Origin of the sequence: Streptosporangium subroseum (assembly GCF_900188345.1) — a bacterium.
GTDB lineage: Bacteria > Actinomycetota > Actinomycetes > Streptosporangiales > Streptosporangiaceae > Streptosporangium > Streptosporangium subroseum.
Map to the genome: position 1 here is coordinate 65,614 of NZ_FZOD01000038.1, position 26,698 is coordinate 92,311.

Here is a 26,698-nt window from a genome sequence, read left to right on the forward strand (position 1 = left end):
ACTATCCGATCGCGGACAGCAACATAGTCACTTAGCGGCATATGGACCAATGAAGAGGGATTCCCTTGCGGGTTGTGTGCCCCTTGTACCCCCTACACCCTTTAACCTCCGACATCCTCGGCGTTCGATGGTTCCCCGTGGAGCAGCGGACGCCGGATCTCGGACGGTCGCCGGAGGCCAGGCCGGTGCTCGTGGGCGCTCCACATGTGCCCGGTGTGGCGGCTTCCATGTTCGGCGGAATCGTTGCCCCCGACCCGGTGCGGACAGGCGCTGACGTCGATCACTTCGTCACGATACGACGGGAGAATATCTAGTTGATGCCGGAACGAAGGCATCGATACGCTGACCGTCCCTTCGAGCCGGAGGAGGTGAGGAGCAGATGTTCGCCAACCCGGTCACTCGCTCCCGCCTCGGGCAACAGACCGCCTGAGGTCCCCGGGAGCGCACGCTCTCTGGAGTTTCCCTTGTCTGACCTGCTTTTCCGTCCGCTCGAAGCGGGCGAGTCCGACCTGTTCCACCGCTACGGCGCGCTGCCGGCCTCCGGCGTGGGCGCACGTGCGCTCTCCTTCGAAAAGCTCGATTACCGACCCGAATGGGTCTGGGTCGCGCTGCGCGGCGACGAGGTCGTCGCCAGGGCGGGATTCTGGGGTCCGCCGGGCTCCAGGCATCCCTTCAGCCTCGACTGGTTCGACCCGGGTTCGGGCCCGGACCGGATCGAGGTGGGCGCAGAGCTGCTGCGGGCCGCCTACGCCGCGCTGGTCACGCCCGGATACACCGCGCCGTCCGGCGCGCGGCCGGACTACCACCTGTTCCTGCCGAGCGACTGGCGTGAACGCCCCGACGCGTTCGCCGACGCCTCCGACCGGATCGCCGCGGCCGAGAAGGCGGGGCTGCGCCAGTCCGTCGAGCGGCTGAACCTGCGCTGGATCCCCGAGTACGGCCTGCCGCCCAGGTCCACCCGGCTGACCTTCACCCCGGTCCTCGACGAGGAGACGATGGTGGACCTGCTGGCCAGGATCGCCGAAGGCAGCCTGGACCACTGGGACCAGCGCAACCTCGCGGAGAAGGGAGCGAGGGCGACCGCCCTGGAGACCGTGGCGGAGGTCGCCGCGATGCCCGGCGGGCGTGGCCGGTGGCGGCTCGCCCGCGACGCGTCCGGGGCACTGGTGGGCATCGTGATGCCCACCCGAAACTCCAGGACCGCGACGATCGGCTACGTCGGGGTCGATCCCGTCCACCGCGGCCACGGCTACGCCGACGACCTGGCGACCGAGGCGATGCACATCTTCGTCGCCGAAGGTGAGCTCGAGGTGAACGACAACACCGACGTGGGCAACGCGCCCATGGCGGCCTCGTTCGCCAGGATCGGCTATCGGATCACCGGCCGCCGGCTGATCCTCGTCTGACCCGGGTGGGGCCTCCGCTCCCTCGGGGGGCCCCACATCCGGCAGGGCATGCTCCTGAGCGGGAGACGCGTGTCCTGGGGAGAACACTTGCCTGAGCGGGGAACGCGTCCGAGGGGAAGACCCGTGCTTGAGCGAGGACGTGCACCCTGGGAGAGACCTGCGTCTAGGGGAGACGTGCGCCTGGGGGATGCGCAAAACCTGCACAATTCACCGCAGTTCATCTGCACAGGTCCGGTCTACGCTGCCCGGCATGGCAACTCCTCAGCAACGACGTGTCCTCGTGGTGGAGGACGACGAGACGATCGCGCGGGCCGTACGGCACCGGCTGGTCGCGGAGGGCTTCGAGGTTCAGGTCGCCGGGGACGGGGAGGCCGCGCTCGCGGCCTACGCGAAGACCGGGCCCGACGTGGTGGTGCTCGACAGGCTGTTGCCCGGACTCGACGGGCTTGAGGTGTGCCGCCGGATGCAGGCGGCGCGGCCGGTGCCGGTGCTCATGCTCACCGCGCTCGGCGAGGAGACCGACCTGCTCGTGGGGCTCGGGGTCGGGGCCGACGACTACATGGCCAAGCCGTTCAGCATGCGCGAGCTGGTCGCCCGGGTGCACGCCCTGCTGCGCAGGGTGGAGCGGGCCTCCCAGCTGGCCGTGGACGACACGGTCATCCGCGTCGCCGACATCGAGATCGACACCGCCGAGCGCCGGGTCTACGTGCGAGGCGCGGAGGCGCAGCTGACCAGGACGGAGTTCGACCTCCTCTGCCGCCTCGCCGAACGCCCCGGCCAGGTCTTCGAGCGGGAACGGCTGCTGGCGGACATCTGGGGCTTCTCCGAGGCCGCGGCCACGCGCACCGTCGACAGCCACGTGCGGGCCCTGCGCCGGAAGCTCGGCCCCGGCGTCGTCCGGACGGTGCACGGAGTCGGCTACGCCCTCGTCCGCCCGTGAACATCGGCCGTGAACATCGGCCGTGCCGTCACTCGTCCGCGGGCGTCGGCCGTGTTCTCGCTCGTGAGTCTCGGTTGAACCGTCGCCTGCCCTGGACATCGGTCATGTCCCTGCCCGTCCGTGGGTGTTGGTTGCGCCTTGTTCGTCCGTGAACCGATTCTCCTTTTTCTCACTCCAAGACTGGGATGCGTCAATCATTGAGACCCCTCGACTTCCTGGGCCGGATCAAGGTCAAGCTCGGGATGGTGATCCTGCTCGCCGTCGCGGCGGCGTTTGTCGTCAACGAGGTCGGCATCAACGCCGGCTACTCGCGAAACGTGCGCGTCGCGGTGGCCGGGGCGCTCGCCCTGATCATGATGCAACTGCTCGCGCGGGGGATGACGAAGCCGCTACGGGAGATGGCCGCCGCCGCGCAGACCATCGCCAAGGGCCGGTACGGCCTGCGGGTCACCGCGACCTCCCGCGACGAGGTCGGTGAGCTCGCCCGCGCCTTCAACGCGATGGCGGCCGATCTGGGCGAGGTGGACAGGCAGCGGCGGGAGCTGGTGGCCAACGTCAGCCACGAACTCCGTACGCCGATCACCGCGCTCCGGGCGGTGCTGGAGAACGTGGTGGACGGGGTCTCCGACCCCGACCCCGTCACGCTCGGCACAGCTCTCGCCCAGACCGAACGGCTGGGCCGGCTGGTCGCGCAGCTCCTCGACCTGTCCCGGCTGGAGTCGGGATCCCGGTTGATCGAGCTGGAGGACGTCGAGCTCCGGGCGCTGTGCGACCAGGCGCTGCGGGAGGCCGTACTGGCCAGGGAGGGTGTCACGGCCCGCTGCGAGGTCCCCGAGGAGCTGAGCGTCCGCGCCGATTCCGACCTCCTGGCGCAGGTCCTGGCGAACCTGCTGGACAACGCGGTACGGCACAGCCCGGAGGGCGGAGTCGTGGTGCTGGCGGCGGCCGCCGAGGGAGACGGGGTACGGCTGCGCGTGACCGACAGCGGGCCGGGAATCCCGGCCGAGGACCGGGCGCGGGCATTCGAGCGCTTCTCCCGCCTGGACGCGGGCCGGGCGGCCGACGGCGGCGGCGCCGGGCTGGGCCTGGCCATCACCAAGGAGATCGTCGAACTCCACGGCGGCTCCATCCATGTCGAAGACGGTGTCGGCTGCCATGTGGTGGCCGACCTTCCTGGAAGGATCATGATGGACACCCCCCTGTCCTCTCCTGCCTCGCCCGGCAGGGGTTCCCCCTCCTCGGCGGGGGACAGAGCCTCCGAGGATCCAACGGCCCCCGCGCCTTCCGGCCCGGATACGGGCGGCGCGCCACCCGGGACCGGCGAGACGTCCGAGCCTCACGAAGCCGCCGAAGCTGACCGGGCGTCCGAGCCGCGTGACGTGTTCGCGGCCGGTCATCGGTCCGAGCCGCGTGACGTGCCTGGGGCCGGTCATCGCTCCGGGTCCCGTGACGTGCTTGAGCCCGGTCATCGGTCCGAGTCGCGTGACATGCTTGAGGCCGGTCATCGGTCCGAGTCTCATGACGTGCCTGGGGCCGGTCATCGGTCCGAGTCTCGTGACGGAGCCGAGGCCGGTGAGGCGTTCATGTCTCACGGAGCCCTGGTGACCGCCGAGGCGCCCGAAACCCGCGCGGGATCCGAGCCCGTGCTCGCCTCCCCGGATCTCGAACCCTCCGCTTACGGACCGGCGGCGCCCGACGCGCGGCAGTTTCCCCCCAAGCCGATCCTCATGTCCGGCGGGGACACGTACCGGCCCGGTGGTGTGCGGCAGGGGCGGGGGCGAAGCTGGATCGGAGCGTTCCTCGGGCTCGTCATCGGAGGTTTCTTCGGCCTGGTGTGCGGAGGGGTCGTGGGTGTCAGCCTCGCGGTGCTGGACCTCAGGGTGGGCATGCTGATCGGTCTCGGCCTCGCCGTGGTCGGGGCGTTCATCGGCACGGTCGTCGGCGCCACCACCCCGGGAGGCGGACCCTGGGCCGGCCAGGCGCAGGTACCGCTCCCGCACCGCCCCCCGGCGCAGGGACCTGGCGCGCCGGTCACCGTACCGAGGCCGGGCCCGAGGGATTCGGAGAGCGAGCCGCCCCTGGAGACCTCAGGAGAGACGGCACAGCCGCCGGGCGGCATGGGCGGACAGGCAGGCGCAGGAACGCCGGGGGCGCCGGTGACGCCTGCGGCGTCCGAGAGGTCCGGGGCATCTAGCCCGTCCGTGGCGTTCGTGGCGTCCGGCCCGTCTGGAGTATCCGGGGCGTCCCGGATGTCCGGGGTGCCGGGAGCACCCGGAGAGCTGAGAAGCCCCCGGGATCCCTCCTCCTTCGGAGGGCCGGGAGGGTATGAGGCTCCGCCGATCTTTCCTCGGCCGGATCTGCCGAACACCCCCCGGTGGGTGCTGCCGGTGTCCGCGGTCGTCGGGCTGCTGGCCGCGTTCGCGGTGCCGTACAGCAGGGCCGGGCTGGGGCTCGTGCTCGTGGCCGTCGCCATGGGGGCGGCGGCGGTCCCCGCGGTGCGCAGGAGGATCACTCCCTGGTCGGCGGGGATGGGGGTGGTCGCGTACGGGCTGGTCGCGGTGGCGATGTTCAGGGACGCGGACTGGCTCGTCGGACTGCTCCTGCTGGCCGGATTCCTGACGGCCGCGCTCGCTCTGTCGGGGGCCGGGCGCGGCTGGCTCGGGGTGGTCAGGGGCGGGGCGTCAGTGATCCTGGGGCTGTTGCCGGTGCCGTGGTTCCTGGGGCCGCAGGTCAAGGGGATGGCGGTCCGCAGGCGGTTGATGCCGATCCTGGTCGGGGGCGGGCTGACCATCGTGCTCGTGGGAGTGTTCGGCGCGCTGTTCGCCTCGGCGGACGCGATTTTCGCCCAGGCCGTCCAGCGGGTGTTCAGCGCGCAGGACTGGGCGGAGACGGTGCCGCTGCGGATCCTGCTCTTTGTGGTCTTCGGGTTCGTGGTCGCCTCCGCCGTGCTCGTCGGCCTGCGGCCCGTCGTGGAGCCCAAGGCCCCGGACCTGCGGGTCACGGTGAGCCGCAGTCTCTGGGTGACCCCGCTGACCGCGCTCAACCTGCTGTTCGCCACCTTCGTGGGGATGCAGCTGACCGTGCTGTTCGGCAGTACGGACTGGGTGGCGTCGGCCACCGGGCTGACCTATGCCGAGTACGCGCGTTCCGGGTTCTTCCAGCTGGTCATCGTCAGCGTTTTCGTGCTGGCCATCGTGGCCGTCGCCTCGGGGGCGGTCGAGCTCAGGGGCGTCGACCGCTGGCTGATGGCGGGGCTGCTCGGTGTGCTCTGCGCGCTGACCATGGTCATCCTGTTCTCCGCGCTGCACCGGCTGGACCTGTATGCCGAGGTCTACGGGCTCTCCCGGCTGCGGGCCTCGGTGGAGGCCACGATCTGGTGGCTGGGCGGGATCTTCGTACTGGTTCTGATCGCCGGTGCGGTACGGCTCGTCAGGCGGGGGCACGCGGGGTGGCTGCCCAGGGCCGTCGTCGTGATGACCAGTGTCGCGCTGCTGGCGTTCGCGGTGTGGAACCCGGACCTCCGGGTCGCGGAGACCCAGATCGCCATCCGCGGCGTGGACCGGATCGACCTGGACTACCTGGGCGACCTCGGGGCGGAGGCCGTACCCGCGCTGGACCGGCTGCCGGAGCCGTCCCGTAGCTGCGTGCTGGCGGCCGTGGTCAGGGCGAACGAGCTCGACCGGCCCGACCCGTGGAACGGCTGGAACCTCGCCCGGCGGCAGGCCAGGGAGGTCCTTGAGCGGCGGCCGGTGCTCAAGCCCGTCTCATGCCCGCAGACGTTCTACGGACTGGAGGCTCCCTACCGGGACTGAGTGACCTTGAAAACCGCTGGATCGGGTGACCGGTCTTGTGAGTTCGAACGCCATGCTGCTCCGCTGAGCACGTGAAACGGCGTCTGACCGAGGCAACCAGCCTTGGTGAGGCGCCGCTGATCGTTTCTGGGACAATCTTGTGGTTCGGCTTTCCGGACTACTTTTCAGTCTTGATTTTCTTCTTGCGCGCACGACGCAGTGACTTCAGAACCAATGGTTGATCGCGCGATTCTCCTGTCGTATCAAGCCTGATACCGCTACGTTCCAAGAGCCCCACGATGTTCAGAACCGAATTCTGAAGCTGTCGTGTTTCCTCTCCCGACAGCACTGCCGCAGGCGGGGCGGCAGGTGCCATTGCCGCGGCTTCCAACCCCACCTTGCGCAACCAGGCGCTCAGTTTCATTCCCGCCGCCGATGCGGCTGCGGTCAGCAAACCGAGGTCACTGGGGCTGACACGCACCGATACGACACGATCAAGGACGGCAGGCGTGGATTCCTCGGCCACCTGTTCGCGATTGTCGTAGAACCACCTGGCACGCTCTGCCTCGTCCATCGCGGAGATTTCCTGTGCGGTCGGTTCATTGTCGATCATGGCGAACTCCTCTTCGGTGTGTCGTATGCGGTAACCGGGCGCGCTGTTTCCAGTTCGTACACACCCCAGTCGCGCTTCTTGGTGACGGGATAGAGAACGACCACGGTGACGCATCGCCCCGCATCGGTAACGCCCACCAGGAGATAGTGATCAGGTATCGGTTTCCCGTCCCTGCGTGACTGGCGCACGTCGGGCATGTTGCGGACGACCTGCTCGATCTCCTCTCGCGAGATGCCATGTCGCTGGGCATGGTCGATGTTCCATTCGTCCCAATCCAACGGCAATTCGATCATCGGGAGCGGCTTGCTCATCCGCAACCTTCCCTGTCATACAGATTACCCCGTCATTGTCATACGAATCGGCCTCGGAGGTAGGACGTCAGGAAACCTCGCCAACCAGTCCGTTGCAGGTCAACGGTGCACGCTGGGGATGCGCCTCGTCACCCAGATCATGGAAACCGTCTCGCCCGCCGCCCTGGGTAGAGCTGCTTTTCGTGGTGATGGAGTCGGTTTGTCCGTCATTCGTCCAAGGACGATCTGCGCCCCGCAGGCCCCGTTCCCATCCCACGCGATACGGCTCCCGCCCTTGCGGGCGGGAGCCGTATCTTGATCGATTCAGGGAATCCGATGGCTGCCGGTCACGATGATCGCTGGATCAGGGGACCCAGTGGTTGCCGGTTACGGTGATCATGACCTGGAGTTGGAGGCTGGTCGAGTAGTAGTCGCTGGACGTGAACGGGGTGTTGAGCATCTTGGTCCAGAGGGCGTCCAGCCAGGCCTGGCTGCCGGAGTCGGTCAGCGCCGCCACCGCGAACGGGGCGAAGAAGGCCGGCTCGCTGCCGCTGGAGATCTGCGTGCCGTTGAGTGAGTAGCCGACGGCGATCTTGTTCGGGTCGCCGCCGGTCTTGCTCTTGATCCAGGTGTTCAGCTTGCGTGCGGCGGCGAGCGACTTGGCGTCGCCGCTGGTCACCGCGTCGTTGCCGATCCGCCACGGGTCACGGCAGGCGTTCCACCAGTACTTGCCGTCGCTGACGTCCTCCAGGACCTCGCCCGGGGCGGGCTTCGGGGCGGTGTTGGTGTTGACCACGAAGTCGGCCAGGAGGCCCGTGCTCGCGGCGTGGTTCGCCTGCTGGGAGGCGATCAGGTTCTGGTGGTTGGTGCGGACGGTGTCCCAGATCGTGTCGCCGGTGGCCTTACGGAACGCCCGGAAGTGGTCGATCATCCAGTCCGACGAGCGGCTGATCCAGAAGTATTCGTCGCCGGAGCTGCTCCAGTCACCGAGCTTCATCAGCTTGGTGGTCGGGTTGACCTCGCCGGCCTTGATCGCGTTGATGTGGTTGATCGCGAGCTGCTTGTAGTTGTAGGTGCCCGCGCTGCCCCACTGCCGGTCGGCCAGGAGCAGGCCGTAGGCCACGTCGAGGTCGCCGTCGGTGGCGGAGTCGCTGCCGTTGACGCTCTGGCAGGCGGTGTTCTGCTCGGCGGCGAGCAGGCCGGGGGTGATAGAGGACGGGTGGGCCAGGACGTACTTCACCAGGCCGTCGAAGATCTTTTTGGCGTCCGGGTCGGCTCCGGCCATCGTGGCGGAGATGACCATGCCGTAGCCCTGGGCCTCGGCCACGTACGGGTGGTCGGCGTCGGGGGAGATGATCTGGTACCAGCCGTTGCCGCAGTTCTGCTTGACGAAGGCGGCCTTCCAGCGGGTGTAGTAGTCGACCACCTTCTGGTCGAGCGTGGCCTGGGCGCCGCTCGGCCGCAGCGTCCCGGCCGCGTAGGGGATCACATGGGAGCCGAACGGCACGCCGGGGCCGCCGGTGGGCGGGGTGGGCGTCGGGGTCGGGGTCGGGGTAGGAGGCGTGGTCGGGCCGCCGACGGCGCCGTATACCTCCATCCCGTACAGCGAGTAGCCGTAGGCGGTGCCGCGTGCCGTGCCGTACAGCCGCACGTAGCGGCCGGCGCCGGAGAGGGTCAGGTCGTCCGTGGCGCCGTCGCCGGTGGTGGTCGAGTAGACGTCGGCCCAGGCGGAGCCGTCGGACGAGGTCTGGATCTTGTAGGACTTGCCGTACGCCGCCTCCCAGGTCAGTTTGACCCGGGAGATCGTGGCGGACTGGCCGAGGTCGACGCGGATCCACTCGGGGTCGTGGGCCTCCACGGAGGCCCAGCGGGTGGAGGCGTCGCCGTCGAAGGCGTTGGCCGCCACCAGCGTGGAGTCCTCGCTGGAGGAGGAGGTGGCCGGGCGGCCCTGGGACAGCAGGGAGTCGGCCGCATAGCTGGGTGGCGCCGCCACCAGCGCGAACACCGATGCGATCAGTGCCAGGGCCAGTGCCAGGACGAGGATGGTCGTGGGGCGTTGGAGACGGGGTCTCGCATGCACAGCGGATGCCCTCTCTGCGTCATCTAGTTAGGAAAGATTCCTAACTAAGAAAGGATGGCATCATTCCTGACATGTCGCGGTCAAGGGGTCTGGGGGGCCCAAATTTCCGCGGCTTCGGAATGATTGAATCCGGTCATGGCATTCGATGTGTTGATCAGGGGCGGCTGGGTGCTGGACGGCACGGGCGCCCCGGCGTACCGGGCCGACGTCGGCGTCACGGGAGACCGCATCGCCGCCGTGGGCCGTCTGGACGGCGCGGAGGCCGCGACCCTCATCGACGCGGCCGGCCGCCGCGTTATGCCCGGCCTGATCGACTGCCACGCTCACGGCGACGCCCTCGTCTTCGACAGGGGGGTGCAGCTCGCCGCGCTCCGGCAGGGGGTGACCACGTTCGTCCTCGGTCAGGACGGCCTGTCCTACGCGCCCGCGTCCACCCCGGAGACCTTCGCCTACGCCACCCGCTACTTCGCGGCCGTCAACGGGACCCACCCGTCGGCCGACGGGCCGCTCGGCGTCGGAGAGCTGCTCGCGGGCTATGACAGGGCGACCGCGCTGAACACCGCCTACCTGCTGCCGCACGGCACGATCCGCTACGACGTGATGGGCGCCGCCGAGCGGGCCGCCACCTCCGGGGAACTGGCCGCAATGCTCGCCCATGTCGAGCGCGGCCTGGAGGAGGGGGCGGCGGGGCTGTCCACCGGCCTGGAGTACGCCCCCGGCCGCTACGCCGACGCCGCGGAGATCGCCGCGCTCTGCGCACCGCTGGGCGCCTTGCCGTACGTCACGCACATGCGCGGGTACGGCGCGCAGGCCGTGGAGGGCATGGCCGAGGTGACGGACGTCGCCCGGCGGTCGGGTGCCGCCGTGCACGTCTCGCACTACCACGGCCCGGCGGCCACGCTCCTGCCCCTGGTCGACGAGGCACGCCTCGAAGGGCTCGACGTCACCTTCGACACCTACCCCTACCTGCGGGGCAGCACGATCCTGGCGATGGTCGCGCTGCCGTCGTGGCTACCCGCCGCCGACACCGACCGGACGCTGGAGCTGCTGGAGTCCCACCCGGTCGAGTGGGACGAGTCGCTCTGGCCGAGGATCACCTTCTCCCACGTGCCGGGGACCGAGTGGGCCGAGGGCCTGTCGCTTCCGGCGGCCGCCGCCGAGACGGGGGTCGAACCGGGCGAGTTCTGCCGCAGGATCCTGATCGACACCCGGCTCGAAGCCGGATGCGTGCTGGCCCGCCCGGACGAGGGCCCCCAGGCCGAGGAGTCGGTCCGCACGATCCTGCGCCACCCGGGTCACACGGGTGGCTCCGACGGCATCTACGTCGGCGGCCACCCTCATCCGCGCGGCTACGGGGCCTTCGCCCGCATGCTCGGCCACCACGTCCGCGAGACCGGCGACTGGACCCTGGAACAGGCCGCCGTCCACCTCGCCTCCCACCCCGCACGCCGCTTCGGTCTCGGAGCCCGCGGTCTCATCCGTCCGGGACAGGCCGCCGACGTCATCGTCCTGGACCCCGAGACGGTCGCGGACAGGGCCACCTACGCGGACCCGCGCATCCTGGCCACCGGCGTCGACGACGTCCTGGTCTCCGGAGTCCCCGTCCTGTCCGGGGGGCGATTCACCGGGGCCACTCCGGGCAGGGCACTGCGGCCCTGAGAACCTCGCGGCCACTCCGCCGCGGGGTGTCCCGCGCGGATCCTGCCGGGAGAGCGGTCCTGGGCAGGACGTCACGGCCTTGGGGATCTCATGGGGAAGCCGCCTCCTTGAGATCAGTCCGGCGAGGCGCCGCGGTCGTGAGGGTGCGGGCCTGGGGACGCGGGCCTGAGAATAGAGTCCACCAAAGCAATCAAAGGGGGCGTCGCGTGAAGGGGATCGTGGATCCCGAGAGGGCAGTGGGGTCATCGCTGTTCGGAGGGGCGTTCAGCTTCCCCGTGATGGTGGCGCACCGGAGCGCGCTGGAGCACAACATCACCACGCTCGCGGTCTTCGCCCAGCAGCACGGTCTGATCCTGGTCCCGCACGCCAAGACCACCATGTCGCCCGAGCTGATCCGGGCCCAGCTCGACGCGGGCGCGTGGGGGCTGACGGTCGCCACTCCCAGCCAGGCGCTCACCCTGCGCGAGTTCGGCGTCTCCCGCATCATCCTCGGCAACCAGGTCTTCGACCCGGCCGGACTCGACGCCATCGCCGCCCGGCTCGCCGAGGACCCGTCGTTCGAGTTCCTCTGTTTCGTGGACTCGGTGGCCGGGGTGGAGACGCTGTCCGCCCATGCCGGGGCCAGGCCGTTCCAGGTGCTGGCCGAGCTCGGTCACGACGGCGGGCGGGGCGGCAGCCGTACGCTCACGGAGTTTCTGGAGGTCGCCTCGGCCGCGCAGGCGGCGGACGGCGTCGAGCTGGTGGGCGTCGCCGGATACGAGGGGGCGCTGGGGTCGGCCGCCGAGGTGCGGATCTACCTGCACCGGCTGCTGGAGGCGCTGGAGCACCTGCGGGTACGCAACCCGATCCTGTCGGTGGGCGGCAGCCAGTGGTTCGACGTGATCGGCAGGGAGCTCGCCGCCTGCCAGGCCAGGGTCATGCTGCGCAGCGGTGCCTACGTCTCCCACGACGACGGCTACTACCGCGAGCGCACGCCGTACACCCGGATCGAGGGGGAGCTGCGGGCCGCGCTGGAGGTCTGGGCGCACGTGCTGAGCATCCCCGAGCCCGGCCTGGCCGTCGTCGGGTTCGGCAAGCGTGACGCGCCCTTCGACGAGGGGCTGCCCGTGCCGCGCGGGCGCATCGCCGATGCCACGGTGCTGAAGGTCCAGGACCAGCACGCCGTCCTACGGCTCGCGCCGGACTCCCCCGTGAAAGCGGGGGATCTGGTGTCATTTGGGATCTCCCATCCGTGCACCGCCTTCGACAAGTGGCGGGTCATGCCGGTGGTGGACGACGATTACGTCGTCGTCGACTTGATTACTACGTATTTCTGATGAGGGGTGCTGACATGAGCGACAAGCAGGAGCTGCGGACGGACCAGGGCGCGGCGCCGATCGGGGCGTACTCGCAGGGACTCGTGGTCGGGGATTTCGTCTACACCTCGGGTGCGGGCCCGCTGGACCCCCGGACCGGCGAGGTCGTCGGGACCGACGTGGCGGAGCAGACCCACCAGACGATGCGGAACCTCGGGGCGATCCTTGAGGCCCACGGTCTGGGTTTCGACGACGTGGTGAAGTCGACGGTGCACCTGCAGCACCTCAAGCGTGACTTCGCCACCTACAACGAGGTCTACAAGTCCTATTTCACCCGCCCCTATCCCGTCCGCACGACCGTCGGGTCCGACTTGATGGACATCCTGGTCGAGATTGACTTCGTGGCTTACCGGGCGCGTTAGAGTCTGACCGACTTCTTGGGAGGGCGGCGGCTTGGACAGCTCGCTATACGTCTATGTCGAGGACGTACGCGGGGAGGGCCTGGAGGCGGTCCTTGACCGGGTCATCGGGTACGGCGTGGCGGGGGTGACCGTGGCCGCCGCCTATCACCGTGCCCGCGATGTCACCCCGCACGGCCGGCCCCGGGTGACGATCCGCAGGGACGGGGCGCACTTCGCGCCGCCCGAAGACCTGTTCGGCGGTCTCCGCCTGGTCCCGCCCGTCCAGGACGGGGCCGAGGAGGAGCCGCTGGCCGCACTCCGCCTGGCCACGGCCGAGCGAGGTCTCGCGCTGCACGGCTGGACCGTCTTCCTGCAGAACACCACGCTCGGCCTGGCCCACCCCGACGTGACCGTGCGCAACTGCTTCGGCGACCGCGGCTCGCCCACCGACCTGTGCCCCTCCCACCCGGACGTCCGCCTGTACGCGGTCGCGCTGGGCCGGGCGGTGGCCAGGCTGGGGGTGGACAGCGTGGTCGCCGAGGGGCTGCACTTCGGCACCTTCGGTCCCGGTTACCACAACGAGCGCAGCTTCGTCCCGCTCGGGCCCATGGATCTGTTCCTGCTCGGCCTGTGTTTCTGCGACTTCTGCATGCGCCGCGCGGCCGACCTGGGCGTCAAGGCCGAGGTGGCACGCGAGGAGTGTTCCAGGATCGTCGGCGGGGTGCTCGACGGTGACCCGCCCGCGCAGGGCGAGGTGACCCGGGCGGCGCTGACCGCCTACGCGGGGCCCGAGGTGGTCGCCTACGCGCGAGCCCGCTCCGAGGTGGTGACCTCGCTGGTCTCCAAGATCTCCACGGCCGTCACCGACGAGGGCTCCAAGCTCGTCTACCTCGACGCGACGGGCGCGTACAAGGGCTACACCGACGGCCTGCCCTCGGCGGGGCTCGCGGCGCACGACGCCTGGCAGCTCGGCGTGGACCTGGTCGCCCTCGGGGATCTGGTGCCCTCGCTCGGCGTGCTCGCCTACGCCCGCGACGCGGCCAGGGTCGCCGACGACGTGAGCGCCTACCGCCGTTCGACGGGCAAGGACAAGGAGCTGCGGGTCGTGCTCCGGCCGGGCCTGCCCGACACCGACTCGGCCGACCGCCTGGCCGCCAAGGTCCGCGCCGTCCGGGCCGCGGGGGCAGACGCGGTCGACTTCTACGCCTACGGGCTCATGCCGTACCCGATCCTGGACCGAATCCCGGGCGCGCTCTCGGGCTGACCGCTCCTCGGGCTCCCGGACGTGTTCTCAGATCGGCCGGTTCTCGGCTCCGTATGCTTTCGAGCCGGCCGATCCTCGGCTCCCGGACATTGCCTTCGGGCCGATCCTCAAAGAGCAGCTCGACCTGGAGCAACAACGGCGGTCGGACCTTCGAGGGCGTCGCCGTCCGGGTCGCCCAGCGCACCGTGGCGATGGCGACGGACATTCGGCACAACAACATGATCGACGCACCGATGTTCGTCGGCCGTCTCTGCGATGATCCTTCGGCTTATCCCTTCCCTACAGAAGGACGACAATGATGGCACGGAAGATCATCATCTCCGCAGTCGCGTTACTCGTGTTGACCCCGGCCGCGCGAGCCGACGCCGACGCTCCTTGGGGCGATCCGGTGCGTGCGGTCAACGCCCTGCTGGCCAAAGGCTCCGGGCTGACATTCAAGGAGACCGGCACCGTAGGCATGCACTACCGGGACGCCGGCTCGACCCCGACCGGCACCTTCCGCTACAACGGCGGCTACATCATCAGGACCAAAGGCGCGGCCAACCTGTCGCGCTCGGGCGTCGTCGCCTCCAAGATGACCCGTACCCTGGAGTTCGACTCCGGCTGGCGGAATCTGCGCGAACAGGCCGCGCAGGGAGACCCCTGGGCCTTCGACATGAATGCTCAGCAGCAGGCCCACTACAAGATCAGCGTCAAGGGCTACTCGTACGCCTCCGGCCCGCTCTACAAGCCCAAGGTGCCCGCTGGGAAGACCTGGGCTCGCCTCGGCAAGCTGCCCGGTGCCGACGCCGCCTACGGTGACCAGGTCATCAACGTGTTCGAGCCCGGGACCCTGAAGGCCCTCATGGCCAGGAGCAAACGCGGCGACATGCTCACCTTCGCCGACGACGCTCACGGCAAGCGGCACCGCGTGCCCTTCTACAACGGGAACGCAACGTTCGCCCAGCTTTTCGCCCTGTCGCCGACCTTCCGCAAGGTTCTCGGTGGTCGCCTGCTGCCCGAATACCGCAACATCCGGATCTTCTGGAGCATGACCTTCACCAAGGAGGGCCTGCCGATCCAGGTGACCTCCGGCTGGGAACGCCTCGACAAGAGCTTCCCGCAGCAGAACGGCAACCTGAGCACGTGGTACGGCTTCGGCCCCCATGCCGCCATCGCGCCGCCTCCCGCCACCCGGGTCGCGACTCCGAACCGCCAGCCTTTGGGCGACGACAGGATCGACGCCTTCATGCGTCCGTTCGGCTGATCCGCAATGGGATCGTCGTTCGCCGGGGCCGACTTCTGATTCCGGCGCGCGGGAGCGTGGCGGCCGAGAACCACACGAAACGAAGGGCGTCAGCCGTGTCGCGCTCCTCGCCGCCGCGCTCTTCCGTTGCCGGGTGGAGCGGCCGGGACGGTGTGATCAGGTGGAGCGGCCGGAGAACGCGGTCGCGATGCCGAGTCCCAGGTAGATGACCCCGCTGAGGTGGCTCATCAGGCTCGACCGGTTCCGCATCCGCCTGCCGAGCGCTCCCGCTCCCGCGGCGTAGATCAGGTCGGTGATCAGTCCCAGGACCAGCAGGGTGCTGCCCAGGATGATGATCTGCAGCGGCACCGCGCCCGCCTCGGGGTCGACGAACTGCGGCAGGAACGCCAGGAAGAAGAGGATCACCTTGGGGTTGAGCACGTTGACGATCACGCCTTCGAGGAAGATCTTCCGCAGCGGCTGCGGATCGGCCTCCCGGGTCCTGAGCTCCTGCCTGCTCGTCAGCGCCCGGATGCCCAGATAGATCAGGTAGGCCACGCCGGCCCATTTGATCACGTTGAAGAGTGTCGCGGACCGGGCTATCACGTAGGAGAGCCCGGCGGCGGCCGCGGCGATGTGCACCATCGTGCCCGTCTCGACGCCGAGCGCGCTCGCGACTCCGGCCGCCCGGCCCTGCGCGATGCCCCGGGCGGCGATGTAGAGGTGGTTCGGTCCCGGTACCAGAACCAGTGCCAGGGACGCGAGGGCGAATATCAGAAATGTGGACAACGAGACCATGCGCCCGACCCTAGGAGTCGCTTTGGTCCCGTGGTCAGGGCCAATGAGAGGGCCCTTTTAAGGACCAATCGGCCCGCTGTCGGTGTGCCGTGCCATACTCACCGACGTGGGGTGGCAAGGCGCGCAGAGCGCTCTAATCGGGCGATCGGCGGAGCTTGACCGCCTGACCGCGGTGCTCGACGCCGCAGCCGGCGGGCTGGCCGGGGTGGCCCTCCTGGGTGGTGACGCGGGCATCGGCAAGACCCGCTTGGTCGCGGAGTTGGCCGCGCAGGCCAGGGCGGACGGCTTCGCCGTACTCGTCGGGCAGTGCGCCGAGCTCGGTGACGCCCTGCCGTACCTCCCGCTCGCCGACGCTTTGCGCGGTGCGAGGGGAGAGCTGCGGGAGGCGCTCGACGCGCGGCCGGTCCTCGGCAGGCTGCTGCCCGGCGGCACCGACCTCGGCCAGGAGAGCACGTCGGGCCTGACCCAGCAGCAGCTCTTCGGCTCGATGCTCGGATTCCTGTCCGTCCAGCCCGTGCTGCTGGTTCTCGAAGACCTGCACTGGGCCGACCAGTCCACCCGCGACCTGCTGGTCTTCCTCAGCCGGATGTTGCAGACCGAGCACGTCTGCCTGATCGGCACCTATAGGACCGACGACCTCAACCGACGCCACCCGCTGCGCCGGGTTCTCGCCGAGCTCAAGCGCCTCCCGTCGGTGACGGCCGTCGAGCTGAGCCCGCTCGACCGCGAGGAGATGACCGACTACCTGGTCTCGATCGGCGGCACCGACGCCCGGATGATGGGCGAGGTCGTCGACCGGGCGGAGGGCAACCCGTTCTACGCCGAGGAGCTCCTGGAGGCCGCGTCCGACGGGTCCTTGATGACCGACGGCCTGGCCAGCCTGCTGCTCTCCCGGGCGGAGCTGCTCTCCGACGCCGCCCAGCGGGTGCTCAGGTGCGCGGCGGTCGCCGGCCGCCGCGTCGACCATGACCTGCTCCAGCAGGCCTCGGGCCTGGAGAACCTGGCCTTCGACGACGCCATGCGGGAGATCGTCTCGCGCGGGCTGCTCCGCCTCGACGGGGAGTACGGCTATGCCTTCCGGCACGCGCTCCTCCAGGAGGTCGTCTACACCGACCTGCTGCCCGGTGAGCGGACCCGGACGCACTCCGAGTTCGCCCGCCTGCTGACCCTGCGGGAGGGTGCGGCGGCCGAGCTCGCCTACCACTACCTGGCCAGCCACGACCTGGCCGGAGCCCTGGCCGCGTCCGTCGAAGCCGGGCGGCGGGCCGAACGCCTGGGCGCCCCCGCCGAGGCGCATCGCCACTTCGACCGGGCGCTCAGCCTCTGGGACCGGGTCCCCGACGCGGAGCGGCTCGCGGGGCTCGACCACACCGGACTGGCCACCCGCAGCGCCGCCGCCGCGGCCGACAGCGGCGACAACCACCGGGCGATCTCCCAGTTGCGGCGGCTTCCGCCCTCGGCCGAGGTCAACGAGCGGCTGGCCTACTTCCTCATCGACGCGGACGAGGAGAAGGGGGCCATCGCCGCCGCGCACGCGGCGGTCGAGATGGCGCCCGAGGGCCCCGTGCTCGCCCGCGCACTCGCCACCTACGCCCGCGCCCTCTACTGGAGCGAACGACACGACGAGGTGGAGCCCCTCGCCACCCGGGCCCTGGAGGCGGCGCGCGTCAGCGACGCCGCCGACGCGGAGACCAGCGCGCTGATCACGCTGGCCTCCCTCGCGGCGCTCGCCGACGACATCCCCCGGGCAACGAGGCTGCTCGCCTGCGCGACCGCGGAGAGCTCGGGCAACCTCGCCTTCGACCTGCGGGCGATCTTCACGTACGCCCGGGTCCAGTATGAGTACGGTGACCTCGGGGAGGCCGCCGTCACGGCCGACCGAGGTCTGCGACTGGCACACGAGACCGGGCTCAACTGGAGCACCTACGGCACCGACCTGCGCTTCCTGCGCTTCCTGATCCACTACGTGGCGGGAGAGTGGGACCTGGCGGAGCAGGTCGCCGCCGGCTTCGGCATCCGCGTCGGCACCCCCGCCGAGGCTGTTCTCTCGTCCTTCGCGCTCTTCGTCGAGGTGGCGCGGGGCAGGCCCGTCGTGGAGGAGCGGCTCTCCTGGCTGAAGCCCTTCTGGTCTTCCGACGTGCTGGTGTCCTACATGGCCCGCGGCCTGGCCGCCGAACACGCCCTGTGGCGAAACGATCCCGAGACGGCGCTGGAGCACGTCAACGCGGGGCTCGAAGAGCTCATTCCCAACGATCCCGCCATAATCCGGCTTCGGACCACGGGCCTGTGGGCGCTGGCCGACCTGGGGCGGGCCTCGGAGGCGGATGACTTCCTGGAGCGAGCCAAACTGCCCGCCGTCAACGGCCCCGGTTCCGGCACCCGGGGTCCGCTGGGGCCCGAAGGGCTGGCTTGGCTGGCCAGGGCCGAGGCCGAATGGCACCGCGCGCACGGCCGCGTCGACGTCGAGGCGTGGCGCGCGGTGGTCGAGGCGTTCGACTTCGGATTCGTCTACGAGACCGCGCGTTCGCGGTGGCGGTTGGCCGAGGCTCTGCTCGCCTCCGGCGACCGTGCTTCGGCGCTGAAGGAGTGGGAGCGCGCCGTCCAGGACGCCGCGTCACTGGGCGCCCAGCCGCTGAGCGCCGCCCTGGCGGAGCTGGGCCGCAGAGCCCGGTTCACCTCCCCGGAGCGGCCTAACCTGCTGACCGGGCGGGAGCAGGAGGTGCTCGCGCTGGTGGCCGAGGGGCTTCCCAACCGTGAGATCGGCGAGCGGCTGTTCATCGCGAACAAGACGGTGAGCGTGCACGTCTCCAACATCATGGGCAAACTCGGGGCCTCCTCCCGCACCCAGGCCGTCGCCGCCGCCCGCAGGGAAGGTCTGCTCTGACCGTGGGGAAGGTCTGCTCTGATCGCTGTGGCGGGAAGACGGATCCAAGCCGGCCGATGAGAGGGGAGGCTGGACCGGCCATCGTGATGGGAAAGCAAGGCCGGTTCAGTGGCCGTGGTGAGAAGGCGAGCCCGCTCTAGCCGCTGCGAGTGGCCAGGGCCAGATCGCGGACGACCTGGATGAGCTCGGCGGGGTCGAACGGCTTGGTGAGATAAGCGTCGACTCCGATGCCGAGCCCTCGCCGCTTGTCGTCCTCCTGCGCCCGTGCGGTGATCAGAACCACCTTGATGTGGCTGGTGCCCTCGTCGCATCGCAGCCTGGTGGCGGTCATCCAGCCGTCCAGCCTGGGCATCATGACGTCAAGCGTGATCACGTCGGGCATGACGTCCATCACCCGATCCAGGCAGTTCTGGCCGTCGAAGGCGGTCTCCACCTGGAACCCTTCCAGGGTCAGGTTGACCGCGATGAGCTGCCGGATGACGTCGTCGTCATCCACTACCAAGACCTTGCCCAGAAGCTCGCCCACGGGCGTGAGGCTAACTCCTTCATCCGCGCCACGCGCGGGTTTCACGGGATGTGTACGCAGAGCTATCCACAGGCGACAGGTTTTCCACAGAATCTGGTTCGGATCCTTGGGGATCACCCCGTTCCGCTGATCCTGGGGCCTCGATCGTTCATCGAGCCCAGGAGGGCCTGCGTGATCACGACACTCATCACCGCCACCATCCTCGCGAGAGTCCTTGCCGGGGGCCCTCAGGCGCCTGTGGCCCATCCCTGCTCGGAAGTCGGCGATAGCTGGGAGCAACTGCTCTCCGAGGCCGCGCTCCCGGACAACGGCTGGCGACGGTTCCTGGAGAGCATCCGCACCGCCCTCGTCGCTGCCTGCGAGGTCGGCCGATCGGAGTCCGAGCCCGCACCACAGGCCGGATCCGCGCCGCAGGCCGGCCAGACAGGGCCTGGAGGCGTGCCGCAGGCCGGCCAGGCGGGATCCGGGGCTCCACCGCAAGCTGATCTGGCGGCACCGGAGGGCACACCGTGGACCGGCCGGGTGGCAGAGCCCGGAATCGGGCAGCGAACTGACCGGGCAGGATCTGGGGACGTGCCGCAGACCGACCTGAATTCCGGAGTCTCACCGCAGGTCGACCAGGCAGGTTCCGGGTTCGCGGCAGGAGACGTCCGCGGCGATGCCGATCTCTCCGCCACGGATGACGAGCGGACGGTGGGCGCGGACGGCTCCTCTTTATCCGACCTATCAGAGCTATTCGAGCCTCCCACCCGCGTTCGCCCGCCGGCTGTCGTCTCTTCCGCGCGGCCGAGAGCCTCCCAGCCTTCGACGCCGAAGGCCTCCAGGACTTCGCCTTCACCCGCGTCCACCCAGCGGTCGCAGCACCCATTCGACGTCAAGCCCGCCCAGCGGTCACAGCGCCCGTCCGACCTTGAGTCCGCCAAGCGATCACAGGGGCCTTCTCGACTCACGCCCGCCAAGCGGTCACAGCCCCTGGACCACGGCCAGATCGCGGCGGTTGCGGCGCTCCGCCAGATCGGCACGCCATACGTCTGGGGCGGTGGTTCGAGCGCGGGCCCGACCGGTGGCGGCTTCGACTGCTCGGGCCTGGCCCTGCACGCCTGGTCCAAGGCGGGAGCCGCCCTCACCCACTACACCGGCAGCCAGTTCAAACAGGGCCGTCGCGTGCCGTTCTCCCAGCTCCGCCCCGGTGACCTGGTCTTCTTCGGAGGAGGCACGGGCGACCCCGCCCACGTGGGCGTCTACGTGAAGGACGGTGTCATGGTGCACGCTCCCAAGCGCGGCGACGTCGTCAGGACGACAAACTTCGCCGCCTCCGCCTACTACCGCCTCGGCTACCGGGGAGCCGTCCGTCCAGCTCCCAGATAACACACCTTCCCCTGAGATCACTTGCTTCACGCCGTGAGTGTCGGTTCCCCTCAAGATGCTGGTAGCCTAATCACTCGTTGGCCCCCTTAGCTCAGGGGATAGAGCACCGGCCTCCGGAGCCGGGAGCGCAAGTTCGAATCTTGCAGGGGGCACCAACGCTTCACCAGGGAAAACCTGGCAACGACCTGCGGAAACGCAGGTCGTTTTGCGTTCCGGGGTGTGTCACCGGTTGTAGCCGTGTGCCACTGGGGTATCGATCTTGATAGTGCTGGACGCGAGCCTCAAGTGATCTCACGATCTTTTGGTCGAGCTTCCACGCGCGTCACCCTCAGCCCCGTAACGTGGGCTCGAGGGATTTGGGATGCCAGCCGTCCTTCGTCGTGGACGCTATCGTACGAAGTCGAAGGGGAGAGGTGTCGCAGATGAGTGCTCAGCCCATACACCCGCACGAGATCAGGGTTCCGCACACCATCGGCGGGATCTCGGACGCCTTGCGGGGCGGACGTCGGGCGCAGTTCTTCGCCGAACTGCTGGAGGCACAGCAAGGCGAGGAGTTGGACGGCGTCCTCGCTGCCTGGTGGGGTCGTGCGATGCTCGACACCGACCCTGACCGTGATCGAATTCACGCGGCCGCCGAGGCTGGAACTCTCCCCACGACGACCATGGACGAGATCTTTCACCGTCGACAGAAGAACAACACGCAGTGAGCGATGAAGAGGCCGGCCTCTGGCCGGTTGTCCCATCGGAAATTGTGAGCGACACTCTTGCCGATCCGAAAGCCTCTCCCGAGGTCTTCTCCGCTGTGGCTGCGCTCACGGTAGAAATCTGCGAAAACCCCTGGTTGGTGGGAAGCGACCATCTGGGTGAAGATCCGGACTGGCGGGAAATTATCATCCCCAAGGGGTACGGCATCGCTGAGTACCGGATCAATCGAGCCGACCACAATGTAATCCTGACGAGGATCGTGCTTTTCTAGCAACCCTCATGTTGCGCGTAACCGGCACTCTTGCCACGTCTACGTGGCGTGGAAGCAGGGCTGCCTTGAATACGGAACGCGCCGGATACCGTATGTGCCAGAAAAGATTATCTCGCTCTGACCTGCGAGAAAGGACCATCAACCCAAGATAACGATCGATCAGGACCGGGTTCGCCCTTGGGTACGGAGATCGGGCGCGGAATCGGTGTGAATACGGTACGGGGCCGCGAGGTGGTCCTGGAACTCAGCGTGCCGGAACTGGTACACAGGGCCTACGCTGCGAAGCAGACCGAGCCTGTGCGCGTCATCGAGAAACGGCATGAGCCGGATGGGCAAATTGCGGTGGCAAGCCTCGTAGGCCACCACGGCCAGCCCGCAGTTGATCCCCGTGCTGGAGAAGATACGGGTCCGCGGGCCGGTCGGCCGTCCCCGCACCCGACCCGATGCGGTCGCCGGAGACAAGGCCTACTCCTCCCGCGGAAACCGCACCTACCTGCGGGAACGCCACATCAAGGTGGTCATCCCGGAGAAGAGGGACCAGGCTGCCCACCGGAAGAACAAGGGCAGCAGGGGAGGCCGGCCCGTCAGTCACGACGCCGATCTGTACAAGGAGCGCAACACCGTCGAACGGCTGATCAACAAGCTCAAGGCCTGGCGGGGCATCGCCACTCGCTATGACAAAACCCCCGCGAGCTACCTCGCCGGCCTCCACCTTCGCGCCGCGATGATCTGGATCAAAGACCTCACCCGGACCACCCATTGATCACAACCCAATACGCGCCCTAAGCGCGGTCCGGAACAGGTGAACGACCCACGAATGGTATGGGGTATATTGTGAGCGTTTGCGAAGGGGAGTAGCCCTGTAAATCGGTCGTCGACATGCTGGAGCTCCGGTGAGTTCCCGGTGGCCGAATCTGCCGGCTGAGGCAGGTGGGCGAGACCTTCGATCCCTTGTCGGTGACGCATATGCGCATCGTGGGGGTCGAGGTCGCCCGGGCTCCCAATTCGCCCCATATCCTCGCCCCCCGCCGTGCGGGAGAGCTTGAGGACAGCGCACATGTGGCATTTCGCGCTACTCATCGCATGCGCGGTGATCATCTATCTGTCGTGTGAGTGGTTCGTCAACGCGGTCGAATGGCTGGGCCAGCGGCTCAACGTCGGCAAGATGGCGGTGGGTACCATCCTGGCCGCCTTCGGCACCGCGCTGCCGGAATCGGTGGTGACGCTGATCGCCGTCACCACCGGCACCACGCCCGAGGCCAAGGACATCGGGGTCGGCGCCGCGATGGGTGGCCCGCTCGCGCTGGCCACGGTCGCCTACGGCACGACCGGCGTCGCCCTGCTGCTCAAGCGCCGCCAGCGTCGCAACACGCACCTTTCCGCGGTCGGCGCGGCCGAAGGCCGCGCAGCCGCGGATGCTGCGGGCGGCGGCGATGGGGAGATACTGGCCGATCCGGTCGAGGCCGCCCGGCTGGCCAAGGACCAGCGGTGGTTCCTGGCGGTGTTCGTGTTCAAGGTCGTCCTCGGGCTGGTGGCCTTCGCCATCAAGCCCTGGCTGGGCCTGGTGTTCTTCGCCACCTACGCCGTCTACTTCTGGCGCGAGATGCGCGGCGGCGACACCGGCGGCAGCGGTGCTCACGAGGATGAAGATGAGCTGGAGCCGTTGAAGTTGCAGCCCAAGGCGGCCTCCCCGGCTACCTGGGCGGTGCTGGTCCAGACACTGGCCGCGCTCGTGGTCATCTTCTTCGCCTCCCAGACGTTCGTGTCCCAGCTGGACGCGATCGGCCCGATGATCGGTTTGTCCGCCGCCGTCACCGCGCTGCTGCTGTCCCCGGTCGCCACCGAGCTGCCCGAGATCATGAACGCGATCATCTGGGTGCGCCAGGGCAAGACCAAGCTGGCGCTGGCCAACATCTCCGGCGCGATGATGATCCAGGCCACCGTGCCCAGCGCTCTGGGCCTGCTGTTCACTACCTGGAAGTTCGACGCCGCCCTGATCTGGGCCGGTGCGATGACCATGGTCGCCATCGTGTACCTGCTGTTCACCATCCGCTCGCACAAGCTCACACCGGCCCGTATGGCCTGGGCCGGGGTCTTCTATCTCGTCTTCGCCATCGGGCTCATCCCGATCCTGACCTGACCATGCGCAGCCCGCACCGTCGCGTCGGCCACAGGCCAGCCGGTATGGATCACAGCGCGCCATTGGTGCACCTCGCCCCCACCCCAACGAAAGCAGCCCGACATGACGATCATCGATCGCGCCCGCGCCTTCCTGCGCAGCCCCAAGGGACAACGGCTTACTCAGCAGGCCCGCGAGCAGCTGAGCAAGCGCTGGTCATCCCTTCGCGGTGGGTCCCTCCCGCATGGCGTGCGGGGGTGGCATGGGGCGTTCTGATCCGGGCACTTTCCGAGGGCGGGGACATCCTGTCCCTGGCCCGGTCGTGTTGGCGATGTCAACAGAATGAGTTGCTCCCTCCGCCGAAGATCGCAAAGGGTACTCGCTAGAAAGTACCCTTCCCCCGGGGAGTTGCCTCCCTCTGGGGGTCCCGGTAGTAATCGCCGCAAAAGCAACGAAAATGCTGGTCAGAGCCTCGGCGAAGGGTCTTTCAGCGAACCTTGGAAGGGCCCCTGACCTGCATATCCGTTGGAAATTTCGCCGATCCTACTGGAACCCCAGCACCTGGCGGGCCAGTCGCCGCACCTGGGCATGATCAACGAGTCGTTCCACTCCGGCGGCATCGGCTGCACTTGGAAGACCGTCGAGACCCTGACCGGGATCCGCATCGACCACTTCGTAAAGGTCGACTTCACCGGTTTCAAGGGCATGGTCAACGCGGTCGGCGGCGTGGACGTGTGCGTCCCCCCGCCGATCAACGACACCAAGGCCCTGCTGCACCTGCCTGCCGGCTGGCGCTGCGGGTGATGGACGTGGTGTCGGGCTCCCCCGCGGCACGGGCCGAGCTGCGGCCTGGCGACCTGGTGTTGAGCGCCGGACACAGCCCCGTGGGCGACGCGCAGAGCCTTCAGCGGCTGATGTTCGCCGAGGCGATCGGGCGGCCGTTGCCGATCACGGTGTTCCGCAACGGCGCGCTCGTGGACGTCATCGCCGAGCCGATGGAGCTGGAGACGGTCTGACGGCCGGAGACGGCTCCCCCGTAGGAGCCCGGTACCGCGGGCGCTGGCTCCCCCGTAGGAGCCGGTACGGCGGGCGCCGGCTTGACGTAGGTGCCGTTGCGGCGGGCCAGCAGCTCCTCCAGAAGGGCGTCCCACTTAGCGCCGACGGACTCCACGTCGTAGGTGGCGGCGGTCGCCAGAGCGCCCTCGGCCAGCCGGTGACGCAGCTCCTCGTCCTCGATGACGCGGATGAGGGCGGCGGCGAGGTTGGCGTTGGTGCGCGGCTTGACCAGCAGCCCGTCGACCTCGTCGGTGATCATCTCCTTGGGGCCGTGCGGGCTGTTGAAGCTGACGATCGCCAGCCCCTTGGCCATCGCCTCCAGGATCGTCATGGGAAAGCCCTCGTGGCGGGAGCTGAGCGCGAAGATCGAGGCCTTCTCCAGCTCGGCGCCGACGTCGGTGGTGGGACCCGGCAGTTCGATCTTGCCCTGTAGCCCCGCCTCGGCGACCTGGGCGCGCAGGTTGTCCTCCTGCGGCCCCGCGCCGAAGATGCGCAGGGTCCAGTCGGGATGGGCGGCGGCCACGGTCTCCCACGCGGTGATCAGGCGGTGGAAGCCCTTGAGTTTGGTCATGCGGCCGACGGCGATCACGACCTTGTTCTCCAGCTTGGAGATCTCGCCGGTCATGGGCGGCACGGCGTTGGGGATCCTGGCCAGCTTCCTGGGCTTGCGCCGCAGCGTCTCGCGGTAGTCGCGCAGGTCGGCCTTGGTGAGGGTGACCAGCGCGTCGAAGTTGCGGTAGCGACGCTTGATGAGCTCCTTCACCTCCTGCGGCTGTCCCTGCAGGGCCACGTGCTCCTGGCCGATGGTGATGACGCTCGGCGGGGCCAGCTGGGCCAGGGCCAGGTTGAGCCCAGGCCTGGTGGCCATGATGACGCCGGTGTCGACCGAGCGGATCCATCGGGCCAGCTGCAGGTCGGTCCACACGTTGAAGCGGTGGTAGGCGGCCTCCTGCGGCGGGATGAGCTTGCTCGGCATCTTCGACAGCCGGCCGCGCAGGCCGGTCCGCGGGACCAGCCTGTCGTCGAGGAAGCGGAACTTCACCCTCGGGTCGACGGGGAAGAACGGCTCCTCCGCCTCCTTGAGGATGGAGACGATCTCCACATCGTGCCCGGCCGAGGCCAGGTAGCCGGCCAGGTTGAAGACCGTTCTGATGGTGCCGCCCATGCCGTACGCGTGCAGGAGCAGGATCTTGATCTGGTGCGTGGACGGGGGTGGCGCGGCCCGTTCGCGCCTTCGGTTGCTGGCCTCGAACAGCCGGTAAATGGCCGCCTTGCCCTTGCCTGCCAGTGCACGCACCTGTAGGGGTCCCCTTCTCGTCTGCTTCCGGGCTCACGCGCTTGCCTGTCCCCGTGGCGCATTTCCCCGCTTTCGCCCTTTAGACGCTCCAATGAGGCAGAAGGTTGCAAAAGACGCTTAAGGGGATTCCAGTGGTATCGGCGAAATTTCCAACGGATATGCAGGTCAGGGACCCTTTCAAGGTTCACTCTGAAAGACCCTTCGCCGAGGCTCTCACCAGTATTTCCGTGTTTTTGCGGCGATTACTACCGGGACCCCCGCAGGGAATGCTCAAGGGTTGTTGATCGGCCCTCTTCCGCCGATCAGCCGTGGTGGCCGCTGTTGTGGTGGCCGCTGTCGTCGCGGCCGCTCTTGAACTTGATGATCTTTCCGGTCTTCGTCGAGACGTAGACCTCGTACTCCCGTCCGCCCTTGCGCAGTTCGAACTTCCAGGTGCGGTAGCCGTGCTCCACCTCGCGCTCGACCTTGGTCACCCGCGCGCCGGGGACGCGCTTCTTGGCGATCTGCAGGGCCCTGCTGTAGGAGATGCTCGCCGCGCCGGCCGGCGCGGCGACGGCCGTGGCCGTGACGGTTCCGGCGGCGGAGGTGATGGTGGCCGTCTGCTGCGCGGCGAGGGCGATGCCGCCCGAGCCGGCCAGGAGGGCGGCGGTTCCGAGGGTCGCGATGGTCATTCTGGTGATCTGTTTCATGGATCCAGGTTCGCCGCGATC

Annotated in this window: 21 protein-coding genes, 1 tRNA gene and 3 pseudogenes; 18 read left to right on the plus strand and 7 right to left on the minus strand. The window is 68.8% G+C overall.

The features are described 5' to 3' along the window. Nucleotides 1-464: 464 nt before the first annotated feature. The 3 genes from CHC08_RS30335 (at nt 465) to CHC08_RS30345 (ending at nt 6,158) form a co-directional block, all read left to right on the plus strand. Nucleotides 465-1,406 carry a GNAT family N-acetyltransferase gene (locus CHC08_RS30335; RefSeq protein ID WP_089210798.1) on the plus strand — a complete coding sequence of 314 codons (942 nt, stop codon included), beginning with the start codon at nt 465-467 and terminating at the stop codon, nt 1,404-1,406. A 250-nt stretch (nt 1,407-1,656) separates the two neighbouring features. After that, the gene (locus CHC08_RS30340; RefSeq protein ID WP_218825566.1) at nt 1,657-2,346 is read left to right on the plus strand and encodes a response regulator transcription factor; all 690 of its coding nucleotides are present in this window, start codon (nt 1,657-1,659) and stop codon (nt 2,344-2,346) included. A 197-nt stretch (nt 2,347-2,543) separates the two neighbouring features. Then, a complete protein-coding gene (locus tag CHC08_RS30345) occupies nt 2,544-6,158 on the plus strand; it encodes a DUF4153 domain-containing protein (protein ID WP_245878653.1) in 3,615 nt (1,204 codons plus the stop codon). Between the two features lie 157 nt (nt 6,159-6,315). Here CHC08_RS30345 and CHC08_RS48610 read toward each other — a convergent pair whose 3' ends face one another. The 3 genes from CHC08_RS48610 to CHC08_RS30355 form a co-directional block, all read right to left on the minus strand. Then, the gene (locus CHC08_RS48610) at nt 6,316-6,750 is read right to left on the minus strand and encodes a plasmid mobilization protein (protein WP_143653398.1); all 435 of its coding nucleotides are present in this window, start codon (nt 6,748-6,750) and stop codon (nt 6,316-6,318) included. Beyond that, entirely contained in the window at nt 6,747-7,061 is a 315-nt protein-coding gene (locus CHC08_RS30350) for a DUF4258 domain-containing protein (RefSeq protein WP_089210801.1), read from the minus strand. The genes CHC08_RS48610 and CHC08_RS30350 overlap by 4 nt, the downstream gene beginning before the upstream one ends. Nucleotides 7,062-7,404: 343 nt before the next feature. Further along, nucleotides 7,405-9,120 carry a glycosyl hydrolase family 8 gene (locus CHC08_RS30355; protein WP_089210802.1) on the minus strand — a complete coding sequence of 572 codons (1,716 nt, stop codon included), beginning with the start codon at nt 9,118-9,120 and terminating at the stop codon, nt 7,405-7,407. A 135-nt stretch (nt 9,121-9,255) separates the two neighbouring features. On the opposite strand from CHC08_RS30355, the gene CHC08_RS30360 reads away from it, so the two are divergent. The 6 genes and pseudogenes from CHC08_RS30360 (at nt 9,256) to CHC08_RS30380 (ending at nt 14,985) form a co-directional block, all read left to right on the plus strand. Beyond that, the gene (locus tag CHC08_RS30360) at nt 9,256-10,779 is read left to right on the plus strand and encodes an N-acyl-D-amino-acid deacylase family protein (protein WP_089210803.1); all 1,524 of its coding nucleotides are present in this window, start codon (nt 9,256-9,258) and stop codon (nt 10,777-10,779) included. Between the two features lie 206 nt (nt 10,780-10,985). Next, nucleotides 10,986-12,095 (plus strand): alanine racemase, encoded by a 1,110-nt coding sequence (locus CHC08_RS30365; protein ID WP_089210804.1) that lies wholly within the window; start codon nt 10,986-10,988, stop codon nt 12,093-12,095. 14 nt (nt 12,096-12,109) lie between these two features. Beyond that, a complete protein-coding gene (locus CHC08_RS30370) occupies nt 12,110-12,496 on the plus strand; it encodes a Rid family detoxifying hydrolase (RefSeq protein ID WP_089210805.1) in 387 nt (128 codons plus the stop codon). 31 nt (nt 12,497-12,527) lie between these two features. Beyond that, on the plus strand, nt 12,528-13,739 hold the full coding sequence (locus tag CHC08_RS30375; protein WP_089210806.1) for a hypothetical protein: 1,212 nt from the start codon (nt 12,528-12,530) through the stop codon (nt 13,737-13,739). Nucleotides 13,740-13,845: 106 nt separating this feature from the next. Next, nucleotides 13,846-14,038, plus strand: a pseudogene (locus CHC08_RS53005) (hypothetical protein); the annotation flags it as partial. Then, the gene (locus CHC08_RS30380) at nt 14,035-14,985 is read left to right on the plus strand and encodes a hypothetical protein (protein ID WP_089210807.1); all 951 of its coding nucleotides are present in this window, start codon (nt 14,035-14,037) and stop codon (nt 14,983-14,985) included. The pseudogene CHC08_RS53005 and the gene CHC08_RS30380, both read left to right, overlap by 4 nt. A 156-nt stretch (nt 14,986-15,141) precedes the next feature. Here the strand turns inward: CHC08_RS30380 and CHC08_RS30385 are convergent, their stop codons facing one another. After that, the gene (locus CHC08_RS30385; RefSeq protein WP_089210808.1) at nt 15,142-15,762 is read right to left on the minus strand and encodes a LysE family translocator; all 621 of its coding nucleotides are present in this window, start codon (nt 15,760-15,762) and stop codon (nt 15,142-15,144) included. Between the two features lie 106 nt (nt 15,763-15,868). Between CHC08_RS30385 and CHC08_RS30390 the strand changes: the two genes are divergently transcribed. Then, the gene (locus CHC08_RS30390) at nt 15,869-18,646 is read left to right on the plus strand and encodes a helix-turn-helix transcriptional regulator (protein ID WP_089210820.1); all 2,778 of its coding nucleotides are present in this window, start codon (nt 15,869-15,871) and stop codon (nt 18,644-18,646) included. A 136-nt stretch (nt 18,647-18,782) separates the two neighbouring features. Here the strand turns inward: CHC08_RS30390 and CHC08_RS30395 are convergent, their stop codons facing one another. After that, the gene (locus CHC08_RS30395) at nt 18,783-19,172 is read right to left on the minus strand and encodes a response regulator transcription factor (RefSeq protein WP_204358673.1); all 390 of its coding nucleotides are present in this window, start codon (nt 19,170-19,172) and stop codon (nt 18,783-18,785) included. Nucleotides 19,173-19,343: 171 nt separating this feature from the next. Here CHC08_RS30395 and CHC08_RS30400 point away from each other — a divergent pair, with 171 nt between their 5' ends. The 8 genes and pseudogenes from CHC08_RS30400 to CHC08_RS53010 form a co-directional block, all read left to right on the plus strand. Further along, nucleotides 19,344-20,540, plus strand: a complete 1,197-nt coding sequence (locus tag CHC08_RS30400) for a C40 family peptidase (RefSeq protein WP_245878654.1) — start codon at nt 19,344-19,346, stop codon at nt 20,538-20,540. An 80-nt stretch (nt 20,541-20,620) separates the two neighbouring features. Beyond that, nucleotides 20,621-20,695 (plus strand) — tRNA-Arg (locus tag CHC08_RS30405). A 267-nt stretch (nt 20,696-20,962) separates the two neighbouring features. Next, on the plus strand, nt 20,963-21,247 hold the full coding sequence (locus CHC08_RS30410) for a hypothetical protein (protein WP_089210822.1): 285 nt from the start codon (nt 20,963-20,965) through the stop codon (nt 21,245-21,247). After that, entirely contained in the window at nt 21,244-21,516 is a 273-nt protein-coding gene (locus CHC08_RS30415) for a hypothetical protein (RefSeq protein ID WP_089210810.1), read from the plus strand. Before CHC08_RS30410 ends, CHC08_RS30415 begins: the two co-directional genes overlap by 4 nt. 370 nt (nt 21,517-21,886) lie before the next feature. Continuing rightward, nucleotides 21,887-22,279: pseudogene (locus CHC08_RS30420) on the plus strand (transposase); the annotation flags it as partial. Nucleotides 22,280-22,573: 294 nt separating this feature from the next. Continuing rightward, nucleotides 22,574-23,656, plus strand: coding sequence for a sodium:calcium antiporter (locus CHC08_RS30425; RefSeq protein ID WP_089210811.1), 1,083 nt, complete (start codon nt 22,574-22,576; stop codon nt 23,654-23,656). Between the two features lie 504 nt (nt 23,657-24,160). Continuing rightward, entirely contained in the window at nt 24,161-24,439 is a 279-nt protein-coding gene (locus tag CHC08_RS30430; RefSeq protein ID WP_245878655.1) for an LCP family protein, read from the plus strand. Continuing rightward, a pseudogene (locus CHC08_RS53010) lies at nt 24,439-24,558 on the plus strand (PDZ domain-containing protein); the annotation flags it as partial. The gene CHC08_RS30430 and the pseudogene CHC08_RS53010, both read left to right, overlap by 1 nt. On the opposite strand, the gene CHC08_RS30440 reads toward CHC08_RS53010, so the two are convergent. Both CHC08_RS30440 and CHC08_RS30445 read right to left on the minus strand, forming a co-directional pair. After that, nucleotides 24,540-25,988 carry a glycosyltransferase family 4 protein gene (locus CHC08_RS30440; RefSeq protein ID WP_089210812.1) on the minus strand — a complete coding sequence of 483 codons (1,449 nt, stop codon included), beginning with the start codon at nt 25,986-25,988 and terminating at the stop codon, nt 24,540-24,542. The pseudogene CHC08_RS53010 and the gene CHC08_RS30440 overlap by 19 nt on opposite strands. Nucleotides 25,989-26,290: 302 nt before the next feature. After that, on the minus strand, nt 26,291-26,698 hold a 408-nt coding region (locus tag CHC08_RS30445; RefSeq protein ID WP_245878656.1), incomplete at its 5' end, for a PepSY domain-containing protein.

Coding starts and splice junctions, on each gene's coding strand:
- CHC08_RS30340 (WP_218825566.1), top strand. CDS start 1,657: ATGGCAACTCCTCAGCAACGACGTGTCCTCGTGGTGGAGGACGACGAG.
- CHC08_RS48610 (WP_143653398.1), bottom strand. CDS start 6,750: ATGATCGACAATGAACCGACCGCACAGGAAATCTCCGCGATGGACGAG.
- CHC08_RS30350 (WP_089210801.1), bottom strand. CDS start 7,061: ATGAGCAAGCCGCTCCCGATGATCGAATTGCCGTTGGATTGGGACGAA.
- CHC08_RS30360 (WP_089210803.1), top strand. CDS start 9,256: ATGGCATTCGATGTGTTGATCAGGGGCGGCTGGGTGCTGGACGGCACG.
- CHC08_RS30370 (WP_089210805.1), top strand. CDS start 12,110: ATGAGCGACAAGCAGGAGCTGCGGACGGACCAGGGCGCGGCGCCGATC.
- CHC08_RS30380 (WP_089210807.1), top strand. CDS start 14,035: ATGATGGCACGGAAGATCATCATCTCCGCAGTCGCGTTACTCGTGTTG.
- CHC08_RS30385 (WP_089210808.1), bottom strand. CDS start 15,762: ATGGTCTCGTTGTCCACATTTCTGATATTCGCCCTCGCGTCCCTGGCA.
- CHC08_RS30410 (WP_089210822.1), top strand. CDS start 20,963: ATGAGTGCTCAGCCCATACACCCGCACGAGATCAGGGTTCCGCACACC.
- CHC08_RS30425 (WP_089210811.1), top strand. CDS start 22,574: ATGTGGCATTTCGCGCTACTCATCGCATGCGCGGTGATCATCTATCTG.